Source organism: Paracoccus stylophorae (assembly GCF_028553765.1).
GTDB classification, from domain to species: Bacteria; Pseudomonadota; Alphaproteobacteria; order Rhodobacterales; family Rhodobacteraceae; genus Paracoccus; species Paracoccus stylophorae.
On the sequence record NZ_CP067134.1, the window covers coordinates 3,171,086 to 3,187,597 of the forward strand.

Below are 16,512 nucleotides of genomic sequence, written 5' to 3' on the forward strand. Positions count from 1 at the left end.
GATGGCACACATGAAAACGCTGACCCGCGCCGCCACGCTTGCGGTCGCGACCCTGATCGCGCCCGCCGCCTTTGCGGCAAGCGACACTGCCGAGCCGGTGGACCAGACCGTCTATGAGGGCCGCGAGACGCTGCCCGACCCGACCGAGGGGCAGTGCGATGTCGAACGCTCGCTGGTCGAGTTCAAGGACAATCTGTGGCGCCACACCAACGGATCGTTTCCCGCCACCCATAGCGGGCTGGTCCTGATCACCGATGAAGGTGCGCTGGTGGTCGATGCGGGCAACACCTGCGTCGCCAAGTGGTTGCAGGACGAGATCAAGACGCGGTTCGATGCGGACATCAAGTATGTCGTCATGACCCACGCCCATTTCGATCACCTTGCCGGCACGCAGGTCTGGCAGGATGCCGGCGCGACGGTGATCGCGCAGCGCAACGCGATCGAGCCGATCATCGGGGAGAAACTGCCCGTCGCCACGCCCGATCGCGTGTTCGACACCGAGGCCGAGATCGAGCTGGGCGGCGAGACGATCCTGCTGCACCACGAACCGGCGGGAAGCCACTCGAACAGCATGGTGCAGGTCGTCTTTCCGCGTCAGCAGGCGATGCAATGCACCGATGTCTGCCAGTCCAAGACCTTCCCCTATATGGATTTCCTCGATTTCTATTATGACGGCTGGATCAACACGCTGGACTGGGTGATCGAACAGGATGTCGATCTGATCGACGTGGGCCACTATAACGATCCGGCCACGACCGAGGATATCGTCGCGCTGCGCGACTATATGGTCGATCTGCACGATCAGGTGCTGGCGCGCTTGCGCGAGGGGATGGTGTGGGACCAGCTGTGGCGCACGATCACGGCGGGGAACGAACACAAGGAAGACTGGTTCGGATACGACAACATGCGCTGGGCCAACATTGTCGGCATGTATCGCTGGGTGAACAATCACCGTCGCGGCGTGTGGTGAGACTTCGCGCCGCCGGCCAAGTGCTGCGATCCCGGCTTTGGTGGGCAGGCGCGTCGCCAGCCCCCGGTGCCGCGTGACGCCCCAGGAAGGGTCGGCGCGACATCCGCACCCGACGCGGGAAGCGCGGCGACCCCTGCCCCGGCCATCCGACGCCGGGCCGATGCCCTCAATCCGGCCGGAGACTGGCGATGGATTGAGCAAGGCTTGCGAACTCGGCCTGAAGAAATCCCCGGAACCGCTTGACCGCCGGCCGCATCGGGCGGCCGGTGTGCCACACCAGGCTGAGCGCGCGTGCCGGGTGGCGGATCGGGATCGGCAGGGCCGTCATCGTCCTCAGATGCCTTTGCATGAACACGACCGAATAGGGCAGCACGGTCAGCGCCTCGGACCCGTTCAGCACGTTGACGATGGAGGCCAGCGTCCCGCCCGAAAAGCTGACCTTGATATCGGTCACGCCGATATCGGCCAGCACGGTCCTGAGGTCGCGATACAGCGCGCTGCCCGCCGCCGGCGTGATCCACGGATAGGCCGCGATGTCGCGCTGTTCGACGGATTTCCGCCGCGCCAGCGGATGGGCGTGCGAACAGGCGATGATATTGCGCCCCGGCAGGATCTCGACCCGCTCGAAACCCTGCCCGACCTCGCCCGGGACCAGCGGGCAGATCGCCAGGTCGATATTGCCGACGACAAGCTGTTCAAGCAGATCCTCGGTCTGGCCATAGCTCAGGTCGATCCGCACGTCGGGAAATGCCGTCTGGAACCCCGCGACCATGCCCGAAATCACGCCATCGGTGAAGATCGGCGTCCCCGCGACCCGCGCCGTGCCGGATTTGCCGCCGGCGTGGCGATCCACCGCCTGCCCGGCCCGTTCGGTCGCCTCGGCGACGGCGCGTCCCTGAACGGCAAGAATCCGGCACAACTCGGTCGGTCTGAGCGGGCGTTTGCCCTTTTCGAACAGCCGTGATCCGATCCGCGCCTCAAGCGCCGCCACCGTGCGGGATACGCTTGGCTGGGATTTGCCCAGATGCGCCGCGCCCTCGCCCAGCCCGCCATTGTCGATGATTGCGGCCAGCAGCCGCAGGTGATTTGGGTCGATCTGCATAACATCAGGTTATGTTCTTTTCCTGAAATTCGATCAAGCGTCGCGTTGCGGCATGATACCCTGTCCGAAATCAAACGCCCAAATCAACCGCGAGGACATCATGGCCGACCAGACCGCGTCAGACACCATCGACAGCCAGGGCGTGCGGGTCCGTTTCGGCGCCGGAATGCGCCACCGGATCAGGGCAGAGGTCGAGCGGCTGAACTGCCGCCGCGCACTGGTCCTGTCAACGCCGCAGCAAAGCGAGGCGGCGCTGGAAATCGCCGAGTTGCTGGGACCGCTGGCGGCGGGGGTCTATGGCAAGGCCGCGATGCACACCCCGGTCAGTGTCAGCAAGGATGCGGCAGCCCACGCCCGAAGCGTCGATGCCGACTGCCTCGTGGCCATCGGCGGCGGCTCGACCACCGGGCTTGGCAAGGCGATCGCGCTGCGCACCGGTCTGCCGCAGATCGTCATCCCCACGACCTATGCCGGCAGCGAGGCGACGCCGATCCTGGGTCAGACCGAAGACGGGGTCAAAACCACGCTGAGCGATCCGGCCGTGCTGCCCGAGGTGATCCTGTACGACCCCGAACTGGTGCGCAGCCTGCCGGTCGGCATGACCGTGACTTCGGGCCTGAACGCCATGGCCCACGCCGCCGAGGCGCTGTATGCCACCGACCGCACCGCCCAGACCACGGCGCAGGCAATCGAGGGCTTGCAGGCCTTCGCAGACGGGTTGCCCAGGGTGATCCGCACCCCGGACGATCTTGAGGCGCGGATGCAGACGCTGCGCGGCGCCTGGCTTTGCGGCACGGTTCTGGGCCGCGTCGGCATGGCGCTGCACCACAAGCTTTGCCATACACTGGGCGGGTCGTTCGACCTGCCGCATGCCGACACGCACGCGATCATTCTACCGCATGCCATCGCCTACAATGCCCGCGCCGTTCCTCATCTGTTGCAGCCGGTCTGCGACATCTTCGGGGACGAGAATGCGGGGCTGGCGCTGTATCGTTTTGCCAAGCGGGTCGATGCGCCGCTGGCGCTGAAATCCCTGGGGCTGAAAGAGGCGGATCTTGACCGGGCGACCGAGCTGGCCACGCAAAAACCCTATCCCAACCCGCAACCGGTCACGGCCAGGGATATCCGCGCCCTGTTGCAGGCCGCATGGGCGGGCGATGCGCCGGTCACCTGATTAGCGTGCCGAACATATCCAATCCGGAGGAGACCCAACATGAGTGATATCACCACCGACGTGCTTGTCATCGGCACCGGCCCCGCGGGGGCGGCCACGGCCGCCCTGCTGTCCAGCTACGGGGTCGAGAACATGGCCATCAACCGCTATCGCTGGCTGGCCAACACGCCGCGGGCGCATATCACCAACCAGCGCACGATGGAGGTGCTGCGCGATCTGGGCCGCGACGTCGAGAACGAAGCCTACATGTTCGCCACGCATCAGGATCTGATGGGCGAGAACGTGTTTTGCGAAAGCCTGGCCGGCGAAGAGATCGGGCGCATGACCGCCTGGGGCAACAACCCGCTAAGCCAGGCCGAACACAAGCTGTCCAGCCCGACGCAGATGAACGACCTGCCCCAGACCTTCATGGAACCCTTGCTGTTCAAGACAGCCTGCCAGCGCGGCACGCAGGCACGCATGTCGACCGAATACCTGTCTCACGAACAGGATGCGGACGGCGTCACCACCACCTGCCTCGACCGGCTGTCGGGCAAGGAATTCACGATCCGGTCGAAATACCTGGTCGGCGCGGATGGCGGCAAGTCGCTGGTGGCCGAACATCTGGATTTGCCCTTCGACGGGCAGATGGCGGTCGGCGGGTCGATGAACATCGTGTTCCGCGCCGATCTTGCCAAATACGTCGCGCACCGGCCATCGGTGCTTTACTGGGTGATGCAACCCGGCGCGGATGTGGGCGGCATCGGCATGGGGCTGGTGCGGATGGTGCGGCCGTGGAACGAATGGCTGATCGTCTGGGGTTACGACATCAACGAACCCGCCCCCGAGGTGGACGACGAACTGGCCACGCGGGTCGCGCGCCAGCTGGTCGGCGACCCCGATCTGGAGATCGAGCTGCTCAGCGCGAACACCTGGACGGTGAACAATTTCTATGCGACGAAAACCGCCAAGGGCCGCGTGTTCTGCATGGGCGACGCGATCCACCGCCATCCGCCGTCGAACGGGCTGGGCTCGAACACCTCGATTCAGGACGCCTTCAACCTGGCGTGGAAACTGGCGATGGTGCTGAAGGGTCAGGCCGGCGAACGGTTGCTGGACAGCTATGACGCCGAACGCGCGCCCATCGCCAAGCAGATCGTGACCCGCGCGAACAAGTCGATCACCGAGACGAAGCCGATCTTCGACGCCCTGGGGATGAGCGAGGGCGTCCGCCCCGAGGTGATGCAGCAGAACCTGGAAGCCCGCAGCGACGCCACGCCCGAGGCCGAACGGCAGCGCGAGGCGATCCGGCAGGCGATCGCCTTCAAGAAATACGAATTCGACGCCCACGGGGTCGAGATGAACCAGCGTTATCGCTCGGACGCGGTGCTGCCCGAGGATCAGCCCGAGCCGCCCTTTCAGAAGGACGCCGAACTGCATTACCAGCCGACCACCTGGCCCGGCGCCCGCCTGCCCCATGCCTGGGTCTATCGTCACGACACCGGCGCGGCGGTCTCGACGCTGGATCTGTGCGGGCACGGCGTCTTCAGCCTGCTGACCGGCATCGGCGGCGAGGCGTGGCAGGACGCGGCCAGGGCCGTTGGCGACGATCTGGGCGTGACGGTGCAGGTCCATGTCATCGGCCCGCGCCGCGATCATGTCGATCACACCGGCGACTGGGCGCGCATCCGCGAAATCACCGATTCGGGCTGCCTGCTGGTGCGCCCGGATCATCACGTGGCCTGGCGCCGCGAACGCATGGTCGATGATCCGCAAGGCCAACTGGCCACGGCGATGAAAGCCATTCTGGACAGATAGACAGGTGCGGGGGCGGCCGCCCCTTTGCCGTCATCAGGAGGACGCAAACCATGTCTCGATATTTCACCGAAGACGACTCCGTCGCCACCGTCAACGCCCGGATGGGCGATCACATCGACCCGCGCCTGCGCCAGGTCATGGCCTCGCTGGTGCGCCACCTGCACGCCTTTGCCAAGGATGTCGAGTTGCGGCAGGAGGAATGGGATCTGGCCATCGATTTCCTGACCGCGACGGGCAGGATCTGTTCGGACGAACGGCAGGAATTCATCCTGCTGTCCGATGTGCTGGGCTTTTCGATGCTGGTCGATGCGATCAACAACCGCCGTCCGCAAGGCGCGACCGAGAACACCGTTTTCGGCCCGTTTCACGTCGATGGCGCGCCCGAGCTTGAGATGGGGGCGAACATCTCGCTTGACGGCAAGGGCGAACGCTGCCTGTTTTTCGGCAAGGTCGTCGATCTTCGGGGTCGGCCGGTCGAAGGCGCGCGGCTGGACCTGTGGTCGGACAATGCCGATGGCTATTACGATGTCCAGCAACCGGACGTGCAGCCGAAATGGAACAACCGCGGCGTCTTTACCACAGGGCCGGACGGGCTTTACCGGTTCTACGGGATCAAGCCGGTGTCCTACCCGATCCCCGACGACGGCCCGGTGGGCAAGATGCTGGCCAGCCTGGGGCGCCATCCCTATCGCCCGGCGCATATGCATTACCTTGTCACCGCGCCCGGCTTTCAGAAGATCGTCACCCATACGTTCGTGGCCGAGGACGACTATCTGGATTCCGACACGGTGTTCGGCGTGAAAGAGACGCTGATCGCCTCGTTCGAAAGGGTGGACGACGGCGATGCGGTGTGGCGTTCGCAATTCGATTTCGTGATGACCCCGGAACAAGAGGTCGCCGCGTAACCCCGGCGGCTTGTCGTCTGCTGCGCGACCGGGTGCGACAACCCCGCCGGGCAAGAAAAAGCCGCCGCGCCGGACCTGGCGCGGCGGCGTCGGTTTACTGCTGCGTGAACGCACCTTGATAGTTCGCCACCGGCGACCAGTCGGGGCTGACCGCGGGCAGCGGCTCGGGCGCGAACTCGGCGAAGGGTTCGGCCGCATAGACGATGTTGCCGCCCGTCACCGTCAGCACGGATTCAAGACCCATGATCTCTTCCTCGGGGACCGAGAAATAGTCATCCGACAGGATCGCGAAATCGGCATACATGCCTTCCTCGATCTTGCCCTTCACGTCCTCTTCCTGCGAGAACCAGGCGCTGCCCGAGGTGAAGATCTCAAGCGCCTCTTCGCGCGACAGCTTGTTGGCGTCGTCCCACAATTGCAGGCCGCCGACCGTCTTGCCCGTCACCAGCCAGTAAAGCGAGGGCCAGGGGTCATAGCTGCTGACGCGGGTCCCATCGGTTCCGGCGCCGACCGGGATGTCCATGTCCAGCATCTTGCGCACCGGGGGTGCCGCCACCGCAGCCTCGGCGCCATAGCGGTCGACGAAATATTCGCCGGCAAAGGCCATGCGGTCCTGAATGGCGATCCCGCCGCCCATCGCCTTGATCCGCTCCAGCTCGGCATCGCGGACGGTTTCGGCATGGTCGATGACCCATCGCGGGGCGAACTTGCCCTGCTCCTCGGCCACCTGCTCGAACACGTCCATGATCAGCGCGATGCTGTCGCCATAGGTCGCGTGCTGGCGCAGCGGCCATCCGGCCTCGACCAGCTGCGTCGTGACCTCGTGCAGGTCTTCCTCGGGGGTCTGACCCTCGGCCTTGCGCTCTTCAAGGTCGGGGGCGGGCGCCAAAAAGTTTTCCCAGTCGCCGACGCTGTGGACCAGGAATTCGCCGCCGCCTTCCAGCTCGTAGCCATGCTCCAGATGCACGTCCTCGTTGGTGCCCACCTCGTTATTGGCGATCCACTCGGCAAAATCCTCGGCCTCCTTGCCGGCTTCCTGCGCAAAGAGGTAATAGCTTACCCGCAGCGGCAGACCGTCATTGGTCGCGATGTTCTTCGAGCCGACATAATCCTCGGGAAAGACATGCCCGCCGCCGCCCGCGTCGATGGACGAGGTCATGCCCAGCCGGTTCAGCTCGCGATAGAAATGTTTGGTCGAGTTAACCATGTCCTCTTCCGACAGCTGCGGCAGCTTGCCGATGGTGCTGTAAAGAATGGACGGGTTCGGCTCGGCGTGCAGGATCGCGCCGCCCCCCTCCAGGAACTCGATCCGCGATCCGTCGGCGGTCTCGGTCTCGGGGGTATAGCCCAGCGCCTCGACGCCGGCCTGGTTCAAAAAACCCTGGCTGTACAGGAACAGCACGAAGACCGGCGTATCGGGCGCCGCCTCGTTCAGCTCTTCGACCGTCGGCATCCGCTGTTCCTCGAACTGATAGGGCGACCAGCCGCCGATGACGCGGACCCATTCGCCCTCGGGCACACGCTCGGCCTCGGTGCGGATGCGGTCCAGCGCCTCTTTCAGCGTGGGAATCCCGTCCCACCGGGTTTCGAGGTTATAGAAACGTCCGCCCCGGATCTGATGGGAATGGGAATCGTTAAGCCCCGGAATGACCGTGCGGCCATCGGCGTCGATGACTTGCGTGTCGTCGCCGCGATAGGCGTCCATGTCGGCATCGTCGCCGATTTCCACGAAAAGCCCGTCGCGGACGGCAAAGGCCGTGGCCGCGGACTGGTCGTCCGCGCCCGTGAAGACGGTGCCCGCATTCGTGACAATCAGATCGGCAGGCTGCTGATCCTGGGCCAGGGCGGGCGTGCCGGCGACAAGCGCGGCGACCGCCACGGTCCGCAGACCGGTGGTTCTGAACGATAGCATCGTATTCTCCTGGTTTCAGGGGGTGAAGCCGGCCGCGCCACAGCGCGACCGGTCGTGTTTCAGGCCTGTCCCGGGGAACAGGGCATTGGACTTACTGGCTGTCCTGCTGACCGTCTTCGCTGCCGGTCGCGGCTTCCTGCGCGCGGTTGAAGCTTTCGGTCACGGCGCGATAGCCGGGCGACACCTCGCCATACAGCGCGCCCCACTCGGCGGCATCGGGACGGTTCCAGGTGCGGTGCGTCTCGCTGAGGAAGGTGTTGGTGGTCATGGGTTCGACCCCTGCCGCCACCATCCGCGCAAGCGCCGCGTCCGACGCCATCTGGCTGACATCGCCCGAGGCGTCCATCACGACAACCACCTCATAGCCGTCCGCAAGGGCCTGCAACGCCGGGAAGGCGACGCAAACGCTTGTCCAGACGCCGGCGATGACCAGCGTCTTGCGGCCCGTCGCCTCGACAGCGGCGACGAAATCGGCGTTGTCCCAGGAACTGACCTCGCCCTGACGCGCGACATATTGCGCATCGTCGTCAGCTTCCAGCAGCTCGACCAGTTCCTCCATCAGCGGCCCGTTCGAGCCGTTGGGCTCGGACGCGGTATAGATGATCGGGATGTCGGCCTGTTCTGCGATCTTGGCCAGTGCGACGGTGTTGCGGCGCAGCTCCGAGATCTCGATGTCGTTTACCGTCTGGAACAGGCCCGTCTGGTGATCCAGCAGCAGCAGGACCGCGTCGGTGGGATCGTAAAGCGCGGCGTTCGCGGCCTCGGTCGGCTCTTTCGACAGACCCTGCAGATGCAGGGGCTGGCTGGTATCCTGCGCCTGCGCCGCGGTGAACGCGACCGGCTGCATCAGCATCGCTGCGGCCGTCCCAATTGCCAGGAATGTCCGGCCAAGCTTGATCGTGGATCTCGTAATCGTCTCCTTGGGGTTGGGGAGTGGCCCGCGGCCCGCCACGCCGGGGGCCGTCGGGAAAGGTAACTTGCCGACCGACAACCGTTGCCAATGTCGGTTCGGGTTCCAGCAGCACTGCCAGACGCCGAAGGCGGTCGCCTTCAGGCATTGCGGGCGGTCAGGTGGCGGCAAGCCGGCCATCCACCCGACCGATACGGAACCGATGCGGGGCGTCGCTCAGCCCAGCTTGCCCGCGACCTCGACCAGGCGGCGGGTCTGGTGGCCGATGGCGGATTTGACCTCGTCGGTGAACTCGGCGCCCTGCGAATGGCTGTAGCCATAGGGGTTGCCGCCGGTCTTGAAGATCACCTCGTCGGTATAGCCCGGCGCCACCACGAACCCGCCCCAGTGCATCACCGTGGTATAGAAGGACACCAGCGTCGTTTCCTGCCCGCCATGCGGGTTCTGGGCCGAGGTCATGGCCGAGACCGGCTTGCCGGCCAGTCCGCCCTTGGCCCAGATGCCGCCCAGCGTGTCGATGAAGGCGCGCATCTGGCTGGCCATCACGCCGAACCGCGTCGGCGCCGAGATCAGATAGGCGTTGGCCCATTCCATGTCCTCGGCCGTGGCCTCGGGGATGTCGGCGGTCTTTTCGGCCTGGGCCTTCCAGGCGTCCTGGCTGTTGATTGCCGCCTCGGGCGCGGTCTCGGGCGCCTTCAGCAGCCGCACCTCGGCCCCGGCGGCCTTCGCCGCCTCGGCCGCGATCGAGGCCATCTGGTGGTTGGTGCCATAGGTCGAATAATAGATGATGGCGAGTTTGACGGACATCTTGCCTCCTTCAGGGGTCAGGGTTGAAATCGGTGACGGATCAGGCGCGGCTGCGTTCGGCGCGCAGCGCGTCCAGGCTCCACGGGCCGGGGCCGGCGAAGACCAGGTACAGGAACACGAAGCAGTAGAGGATCGCCGCATCGCCGCGGTTGATCACGGGATAGAAGCTTTCCGGCGCGTGTCCGATGAAATAGGCCGCCGCCGCCATGCCCGAGGTCAAAAACGCGACCGGGCGGGTGAACAGCCCCACGATCAGCAACGCGCCGCCGAACAGCTCGATGATCCCGGCGATCCAGCCCAGCGACCAGGCGGGGGGCGTGCCGCCGGTATCGGGAAAGCCCAGGATCTTGTCGGTGCCATGGGCGAAAAAGATCAGCGCGGCCATGATCCGCAGCACGCTGAGCATGCGCGGCGCCCAGACGGTTTCAAGGTGGTGGGTGTCCATGATGTCTCTCCTTTTCTTGCGGTCGGTCAGCCGGTGATCGGGGCCAGGGTCTTTTCCAGCCGCGCGCGCAGATGGGCGTGCTGGTCGGGCAGTTTCAGCGCCTCGCCCAGATGCGCGATATCCTCGTCGCGGTCGAAGCCCGGCTCGTTGGTCGCGATCTCGAACAGGACGCCGCCGGGGGTGCGGAAATAGATCGCCCAGAAATAGTCGCGGTCGATGACCGGCGTGACATGGGCGCCGGCCTGCAGCAGCGCGCGGCGAACCTCGGCCTGCGCCTCGCGGTTCTCGACCGCGAAGGCCACGTGATGGACCGATCCCGCCCCCTCGCGCGCCCGGTCGGCGTCGGGCAGCACCTCGAGATCGACGATGTCGGCGCCGTTGCCGCCCTCGATCCCCAGCCGGATCAGCGCGCCCTCGCGGCCCAGTTCGCGATAGCCCATGAATTTCAGCAGCTCGGCCGTGGCCGCGCCGTCGCGCAGGCGCATGGTCACGCCGCGAAAGCCGTGAATGCCGCGATCAGCCGGCACCGGCCCGTCGGCAAAGGCCGCGCGCGGATCGTCCGCCACCTCGACCAGCGCAAAGCCGTCGCCGTCGGGACCGGCAAAGCGCAGGCGCTTTTCGCCGAAGCGGGTGTCATCCTGCACCTCGCCCGCGCCCGCCTCGGCCAGCCGCTCGCGCCAGTAATCCAGCGACCCCTGGGGCACCGCAAAGGCGGTTTCCGACACCGCGCCGGTGCCGCGACGGCCTTGGGCGATATGCGGGAACGGGAAATAGGTCATCACCGATCCCGGCGTGCCGACCCGGTCGCCGTAATAGAGGTGATAGACATCGGGGGCGTCGAAATTCACCGTCTTCTTGACCCGGCGCAGGCCGAGCACTCGGGTGAAGAAATCGTTGTTCTCCTGCGCATCCGAGGCCATCGAGGTGACATGGTGCAGGCCCTTGATCTGGTCGAGCATGACAGGCTCCTTCCTGAACGATCTTGCTTGAGGCGGAAGATAGAGCCGCGCGACGCAGGACAGAACAGGGATAATGTTGCATTGATTGTTGCGATTGGCGTAATGGTGGGGCGTTGCCGAAGCCCCTGCCCGGTGCCTCAACCCTCCCAAACCCGCCGGCAGACCGCATCGACAGCGGCGTGAAGAACGAATGTCAGCGCGACCAGCACCAGCAGGGATGCGAACATCAGGTCGGTCTTCGCCCGGCCGTTCGCCAGCAGCATCAGATAGCCCAACCCCCGCGAGGCCCCGACCCATTCGCCGATGATCGCGCCGATGGGGGCGTAGACGGCGGCAAGGCGCAGGCCCGAGGCGAAGCCCGGCATGGCCGCCGGCACGCGGATGCGCCACAGGACGCGGCCGGGTGCGGCCCCCATCACGCGCGCCAGTTCCAGCCAGCCCCGCGGCGTCCGCATCAGCGCGTCGAAGAAGGCGGACGTCACGGGAAAGTAGATGATCAGCAGCGCCATCGCGACCTTCGACCAGATCCCATAGCCGAACCACAGCGTCAGGATCGGGGCCAGCGCGAAGACGGGCACGGCCTGGCTGAACACAAGCATCGGGCGCAGGACCGACCGCGCAAGCGGCGAGGCCACCAGAAGCAGCGCCGAGGCGAACCCCGCCGCCGCGCCCAGGACCAGGCCGATGCCCACCTCGGTCGCCGTGACCAGCGCGTTCTGCGCGATCAGCAGCCGGCTCGTCCACAGCGTCGAGATCACCGCGACGGGACCGGGCAGGATGAAGCGCGGCATCTGCGCGAGCCAGATCAAGGTCTGCCAGGCCAGCAGGATCGCCAGTATCACACCGAAGATGCGGAAGACCCGCGTCATCGCGCAGCCATCAGAAGGCGCAGCAGATGCCCCTGCGAGGCAAGCGTTTCGGGCGCGTCGTGAATGCGCGGCGCAGGCGTCGCGGGCGGGGCAATGGACGCAATGCCGGCCTCGGTCATCAGCAGGATACGATCGCCCAGCCGCGCCGCCTCGGCGGTGTCGTGGGTGACATGCAGGATCGTGCAGCCGCGCAGCAGGTCCGCGGCAAGGTCCTGCATCGCGGCGCGCGACCGGGCGTCGAGGGCCGAGAACGGCTCGTCCAGCAGCACCACCGGCCGGTCCTCCATCAGCGTGCGCGCCAGCGCGACCCGTTGCCTCTGCCCGCCTGACAGCGCGCGCGGACGCTTGCGGGCGTGGCCGGCCAGGCCGACGCGCTGCAGCATGGTCATCGCCCGCTCCCGCTCGGGCGTCGTTCCGCGCAGGCGCGCGCCCAGCAGGACATTGTCCAGCGCGTCAAGCCACGGCATCAGAAGATCGCTTTGCGCCATCAGCGCGACCCGCCCGCCAAGCGGCAGGCCGTCATCCGCCGTGACGTCGCCCGCGAACGCAACCTCGTCGCCCAGACCCGCAAGCAGGCGCAGGATCGTGGACTTGCCGACGCCCGAAGGTCCCAGCAGGCAGGTCCAGCATCCGCCCGGCGCATCCAGCGTCACCGGCCCGAAGACGGTCGCGCCGCCGATCCGGGCCTCACCCGCAAGGCGCAGCGCGGGTGCCTGAGTCATCCCACAAGACCCATGCCCCAGAACCCGACCTCCAGCCGCGTGGCCGTGCGGAACCGTTCGCACAGGCGCGGCCAGCGGGGGCTTGTCTCGGGCTTGTCGCCCAGCCGTCGCAAGGCCGCCGCATCGATCAGACGGCCGACATCGGCGCAGGCGCGCTGGTAATCCTCGCCCGCATAGCTGGCGATCCAGTCGGAATAGGGCGTCTCGCCCGCCTCGGCCGCCAGCCGCGCACCGATCTCGCCATAGCCCAGAACGCAGGGCGCAAGCGCCGCCATCAGGTCGAGGAAGTCGCCCGAATGGCCGGCATCGAGGACATAGCGGGTATAAGCGAGGTTCTGCGGCGCCTCTTCGGCGGCGAACAGATCCGCCTCGGCGATGCCTTCGGCCGCACAGATCGCGACATGCAGCCGCATCTCTCCGTCCAGAAGCGTGTGGACCGTGGCCGCGCAGGCGCGCATCTCGTCCAGCGTCTCGGCCTTGGTGACGGCCAGCGCCCAGGCGCGCGAAAAATGGACGAGGAAGACGTAATCCTGGACGAGATAGCGCAGGAACGCCGCGCGCGGCAGCGTTCCGTCTTTCAGCCCCTCGACGAAGGCGTGGCGGGTATAGGCGTCCCACGCCTCGCCCGCCGCCGCCCGCCAGAGCGGGAAGGTGGTGCCATAGCTCATTGCGCCCCCAGCTCGACGGCGAGGTCGGAAACCGCGCGCGTCCCTTCGATCAGCCCGGCCTCGTTCAGAAAGCTCTCGAACCGCGCATAGCGGCCCGCGTCCAGCGCCGCCGGGCGCAGCGCGAAACGCGGGATCGTGTCGGCCCACGCCTTCCGGTTCAGTTCGTCCCGCAGTTCCGAAGCGGTGCCCGCGAAGATGTCCCAGCTTTCCTGCGGATGGTTGACGATGAACTGCGTGGCCCGTTCGGTCGCGGCAAGGAAGCGGCGGATGTCCTGGGCCTCCATCGTCTCGGGATTGGCGATGTAGATCAGCTCGTCATAGGCAGGCACCCCTTCCTCCTCGGGGTAGAAGCACCGACCATCGATGCCTTCGATCTGCATCTGGTTCAGTTCGAAATTGCGGAACGCGCCGATCGTCGCGTCGACCTGTCCCGACATCAGCGCGGGCGACAGCGACCAGTTCACGCCGACAAGTTCGACATCCTTCAGCGACAGACCGTTTGCCTGCAGCATCGCCGACAGCAGCGCCTCTTCCATGCCGGCCACCGAGAAGCCGACCTTGCGGCCCGCGAGATCGGCGATTGACTTCACCGGACCGTCCTGCAGCACCAGCAGGCAGTTCAGCGGCGTGGCGACCAGCGTGCCGACGCGGACCAGCGGCATTCCCTCGGCAATTTGCAGATGAAGCTGCGGCTGATAGGAGACGGCAAGATCCGCGCGCCCGGCCGCGACCATCTTGGGCGGATCGGCAGGATCGGCGGGGGCGATCACCTCGACCTCCAGTCCTTCGTCGGCGAAATATCCCTGTTCCTGCGCGACGATGATCGGCCCGTGATCGGGGTTCACGAACCAGTCGAGCACGAGGGTCATCTTTTCCTGCGCCGCCGCAGGGCTTGCGGCGAGGAGGGCGAGAGTGGTGAGAACGGCTTTCATGGTTCATCTCCGGTTGGGTCGCCCAGGGCGACAAGGCGAATGTCTCCGTCCCAGACCGTGGCCAGCCTCTCGGCTGCCTGCCAGGATCGCAGGCCGGTGCGGCAACACAGAACGGTGCGCTGGCCGGGCTTGGGGCGGGGACCGTCCGGCCCGAACGCCGCCACGGGCAGGCGGTGGGCCGTGGGGCGGACCAGCGGCCCCTCCGCCTCGGCCCGCAGGTCCACGACGAAATCGCCGGTGGCGATCTCTGATGGCGCAAGGAAACGGGGCTGCGAGGCGGGCTCGGGCGCGGCGTCGAAGCGGAAGCCGCCAAAGCGGCACGTCCGCGCGTCGAAGGTGACCAGCCGGCCCAAAGGCGACGGCACAAGCCTTGCAAGCAGCGCCATCGTCATCTGCGCCTGCAACGCGCCGATGACGCCCAGAACCGGCCCCAGCACCCCATCCTCGGCGCACGAACCCAGCCGCTGCGGCAGGTCGGGAAACACCGCGCGCAGGCTTGGCGCACCGCCGCAGAAGGCCCCGACATAGCCGTCCAGCCCGATCACCGAGGCGCTGACCAGCGGCAGACAGGCTTCGTGGCAGGTATCGGACAGGATATAGCTTGCCGCGAAGCTGTCGGCGCAGTCGAGGACCAGATCGGCGCCCGCACAAAGCGCGGTGACATTCGCGGGATCAAGCGCGGCGATGGTGGCGTCCACACGGCATTCCGGGTTCAGCGCCGCGATATGGGCGGCGGCGGCCTGTGCCTTTGGCCGGCCGATATCGGCCTCGCGGAACAGCGTCTGGCGATGCAGGTTGGAACGCTCGACCCGGTCGGGATCGACCAGATGGATACGACCGACGCCCGCGCCGCCCAGATATTGCAACACCGGCGCCGCAAGCCCGCCCGCACCCACGACCAGCACATGCGCGTCCCGCAGGCGGGCCTGACCGTGCGCGCCGAATTCGGGAACGGCGATCTGTCTTGCATAGCGGGTCATCGGGTCGCCGCGATCCACTGGCGCACCCGGCCCTCGGGGTCGTCGTGCAGGGTGATGTCGGTGACGGCCGACACGATGTCGGCCCCCGCGGCAAAGGCGCCTGCCGCCCGCTCGACGCTCATCCCGCCGATGGCGACAAGGGGCAGATCTCCGATCAGACGCTTCCATTCCGCCACCCGCCCCAGACCCTGCTGCGTCCATGTCATCTTCTTCAGGATCGTCGGATAGACCGGGCCAAGCGCCACGTAATCGGGCGCAAGCGACAGCGCACGGTCCAGTTCGGCGAGATCGTGGGTGCTGATCCCCAGCTTCAGCCCGGCCCCACGGATCGCGGGCAGATCGGCGTGCTCCAGATCCTCCTGCCCCAGATGGACCCAGTCGCAGCCTGCGTCGATGGCCGCGCGCCAGTGATCGTTGATCACCAGCACCGTCCCTTGCGCCCGGCACATCGCCTGCGCGCGCGCAACGACGGGTTGCAACGCCTCATCCGGCAGATCCTTGATGCGCAGCTGCACCAGCCTCACACCAAGGGGCAGCATGCGGTCAAGCCAGCCGGCACCGTCGAAGATGGGATAGAAACGGTCCAGCCTCATTCAAGGAACGCCTTTCCGATCACCGGGGTCGAGGGGGCGGCCATGTCGCGCGGCTGCATCGGATCGGCGCCGAAGGCCAGCCGCCCGGCTTCGACCGCGCGCGCAAATCCCTCGGCCATCGCCGCCGGATCGCCCGCCCTGGCCACCGCGGTGTTCAGCAGCACCGCGTCGAACCCCATCTCCATCGCCATTGCCGCATGGCTGGGCAGGCCCATTCCCGCATCGACGATCATCGGCACGTCCGGGAACTGCGCCCGCAGCGTGCGCAGCGCGTAGATGTTGGTCAGCCCAAGCCCGGTGCCGATGGGCGCACCCCATGGCATCAGCACCCGGCACCCCGCCGACAGCAGCCGGTCGGCCAGAACCGCATCCTCGGTCGTATAGGGAAACACCTCGAACCCGTCGCGGACAAGAATGTCCGCCGCCTCGACCAGACCGAACGGGTCGGGCTGAAGCGTGTCGGCATGGCCGATCACCTCCAGCTTGATCCAGGCGGTGTCGAACAGCTCGCGCGCCATCTGCGCTGTCGTGACCGCCTCGCGGACCGAATGGCAGCCGGCGGTGTTGGGCAGGATCTTCACGCCCAGATCGCGCACCAGATCCCAGAAGGCCGCCCCGGCCTGCGCGCCGCCCGCCTCGCGCCGAACCGAGACGGTCGCGATGCCCGCGCCCGACCGGCGGAACGCCTCGGCCAGCACGGCTGGCGAGGGGTATTGCGCCGTTCCCAGCATCAGGCGCGAGGCGATGTCGGTGTCGTAAAGCCGCAT

The 16,512-nt window shown here is 66.7% G+C and carries 17 protein-coding genes; 4 read left to right on the forward strand and 13 right to left on the reverse strand.

What is annotated here, in order from left to right; genetic code table 11:
• The first annotated feature begins 1 nt into the window (after position 1).
• The gene (locus JHW45_RS15695; RefSeq protein ID WP_272858520.1) at positions 2 to 970 is read left to right on the forward strand and encodes an MBL fold metallo-hydrolase; all 969 of its coding nucleotides are present in this window, start codon (positions 2 to 4) and stop codon (positions 968 to 970) included.
• Positions 971 to 1,136: 166 nt separating this feature from the next.
• On the opposite strand, the gene JHW45_RS15700 is transcribed toward JHW45_RS15695, so the two are convergent.
• The gene (locus JHW45_RS15700; protein WP_272858521.1) at positions 1,137 to 2,072 is read right to left on the reverse strand and encodes a LysR family transcriptional regulator; all 936 of its coding nucleotides are present in this window, start codon (positions 2,070 to 2,072) and stop codon (positions 1,137 to 1,139) included.
• Between the two features lie 100 nt (positions 2,073 to 2,172).
• On the opposite strand from JHW45_RS15700, the gene JHW45_RS15705 reads away from it, so the two are divergent.
• From JHW45_RS15705 to JHW45_RS15715, 3 genes are read left to right on the forward strand one after another with little or no spacing between them, the layout of a single operon-like run.
• Positions 2,173 to 3,246, forward strand: coding sequence for a maleylacetate reductase (locus JHW45_RS15705; RefSeq protein WP_272858522.1), 1,074 nt, complete (start codon positions 2,173 to 2,175; stop codon positions 3,244 to 3,246).
• A 39-nt stretch (positions 3,247 to 3,285) separates the two neighbouring features.
• Positions 3,286 to 5,043 (forward strand): FAD-dependent oxidoreductase, encoded by a 1,758-nt coding sequence (locus JHW45_RS15710; protein ID WP_272858523.1) that lies wholly within the window; start codon positions 3,286 to 3,288, stop codon positions 5,041 to 5,043.
• A 50-nt stretch (positions 5,044 to 5,093) separates the two neighbouring features.
• Complete coding sequence (locus JHW45_RS15715; protein ID WP_272858524.1) at positions 5,094 to 5,948, forward strand: dioxygenase family protein; 855 nt, start codon at positions 5,094 to 5,096, stop codon at positions 5,946 to 5,948.
• 94 nt (positions 5,949 to 6,042) lie between these two features.
• On the opposite strand, the gene JHW45_RS15720 is transcribed toward JHW45_RS15715, so the two are convergent.
• The 12 genes from JHW45_RS15720 to JHW45_RS15775 form a co-directional block, all read right to left on the reverse strand.
• Positions 6,043 to 7,860, reverse strand: coding sequence for an amidohydrolase (locus JHW45_RS15720; RefSeq protein ID WP_272858525.1), 1,818 nt, complete (start codon positions 7,858 to 7,860; stop codon positions 6,043 to 6,045).
• A gap of 91 nt (positions 7,861 to 7,951) precedes the next feature.
• Positions 7,952 to 8,713 (reverse strand): isochorismatase family protein, encoded by a 762-nt coding sequence (locus JHW45_RS15725; RefSeq protein WP_272858526.1) that lies wholly within the window; start codon positions 8,711 to 8,713, stop codon positions 7,952 to 7,954.
• Positions 8,714 to 8,986: 273 nt separating this feature from the next.
• Entirely contained in the window at positions 8,987 to 9,577 is a 591-nt protein-coding gene (wrbA, locus tag JHW45_RS15730; protein ID WP_272858527.1) for an NAD(P)H:quinone oxidoreductase, read from the reverse strand.
• Positions 9,578 to 9,617: 40 nt separating this feature from the next.
• On the reverse strand, positions 9,618 to 10,022 hold the full coding sequence (locus JHW45_RS15735; RefSeq protein WP_272858290.1) for a DoxX family protein: 405 nt from the start codon (positions 10,020 to 10,022) through the stop codon (positions 9,618 to 9,620).
• Between the two features lie 26 nt (positions 10,023 to 10,048).
• Complete coding sequence (locus JHW45_RS15740; protein ID WP_272858528.1) at positions 10,049 to 10,981, reverse strand: ring-cleaving dioxygenase; 933 nt, start codon at positions 10,979 to 10,981, stop codon at positions 10,049 to 10,051.
• A 137-nt stretch (positions 10,982 to 11,118) separates the two neighbouring features.
• Positions 11,119 to 11,850 (reverse strand): ABC transporter permease, encoded by a 732-nt coding sequence (locus JHW45_RS15745; RefSeq protein ID WP_272858529.1) that lies wholly within the window; start codon positions 11,848 to 11,850, stop codon positions 11,119 to 11,121.
• On the reverse strand, positions 11,847 to 12,572 hold the full coding sequence (locus JHW45_RS15750) for an ABC transporter ATP-binding protein (protein WP_272858530.1): 726 nt from the start codon (positions 12,570 to 12,572) through the stop codon (positions 11,847 to 11,849). Before JHW45_RS15750 ends, JHW45_RS15745 begins: the two co-directional genes overlap by 4 nt.
• On the reverse strand, positions 12,569 to 13,240 hold the full coding sequence (locus JHW45_RS15755; protein WP_272858531.1) for a TenA family protein: 672 nt from the start codon (positions 13,238 to 13,240) through the stop codon (positions 12,569 to 12,571). The genes JHW45_RS15750 and JHW45_RS15755 overlap by 4 nt, the downstream gene beginning before the upstream one ends.
• Positions 13,237 to 14,172 (reverse strand): ABC transporter substrate-binding protein, encoded by a 936-nt coding sequence (locus JHW45_RS15760; protein WP_272858532.1) that lies wholly within the window; start codon positions 14,170 to 14,172, stop codon positions 13,237 to 13,239. The genes JHW45_RS15755 and JHW45_RS15760 overlap by 4 nt, the downstream gene beginning before the upstream one ends.
• Entirely contained in the window at positions 14,169 to 15,152 is a 984-nt protein-coding gene (locus tag JHW45_RS15765; protein ID WP_272858533.1) for a HesA/MoeB/ThiF family protein, read from the reverse strand. Before JHW45_RS15765 ends, JHW45_RS15760 begins: the two co-directional genes overlap by 4 nt.
• Positions 15,149 to 15,745 carry a thiamine phosphate synthase gene (locus JHW45_RS15770; RefSeq protein ID WP_272858534.1) on the reverse strand — a complete coding sequence of 199 codons (597 nt, stop codon included), beginning with the start codon at positions 15,743 to 15,745 and terminating at the stop codon, positions 15,149 to 15,151. The genes JHW45_RS15765 and JHW45_RS15770 overlap by 4 nt, the downstream gene beginning before the upstream one ends.
• Positions 15,742 to 16,512, reverse strand: a complete 771-nt coding sequence (locus JHW45_RS15775) for a thiazole synthase (RefSeq protein ID WP_272858535.1) — start codon at positions 16,510 to 16,512, stop codon at positions 15,742 to 15,744. The genes JHW45_RS15770 and JHW45_RS15775 overlap by 4 nt, the downstream gene beginning before the upstream one ends.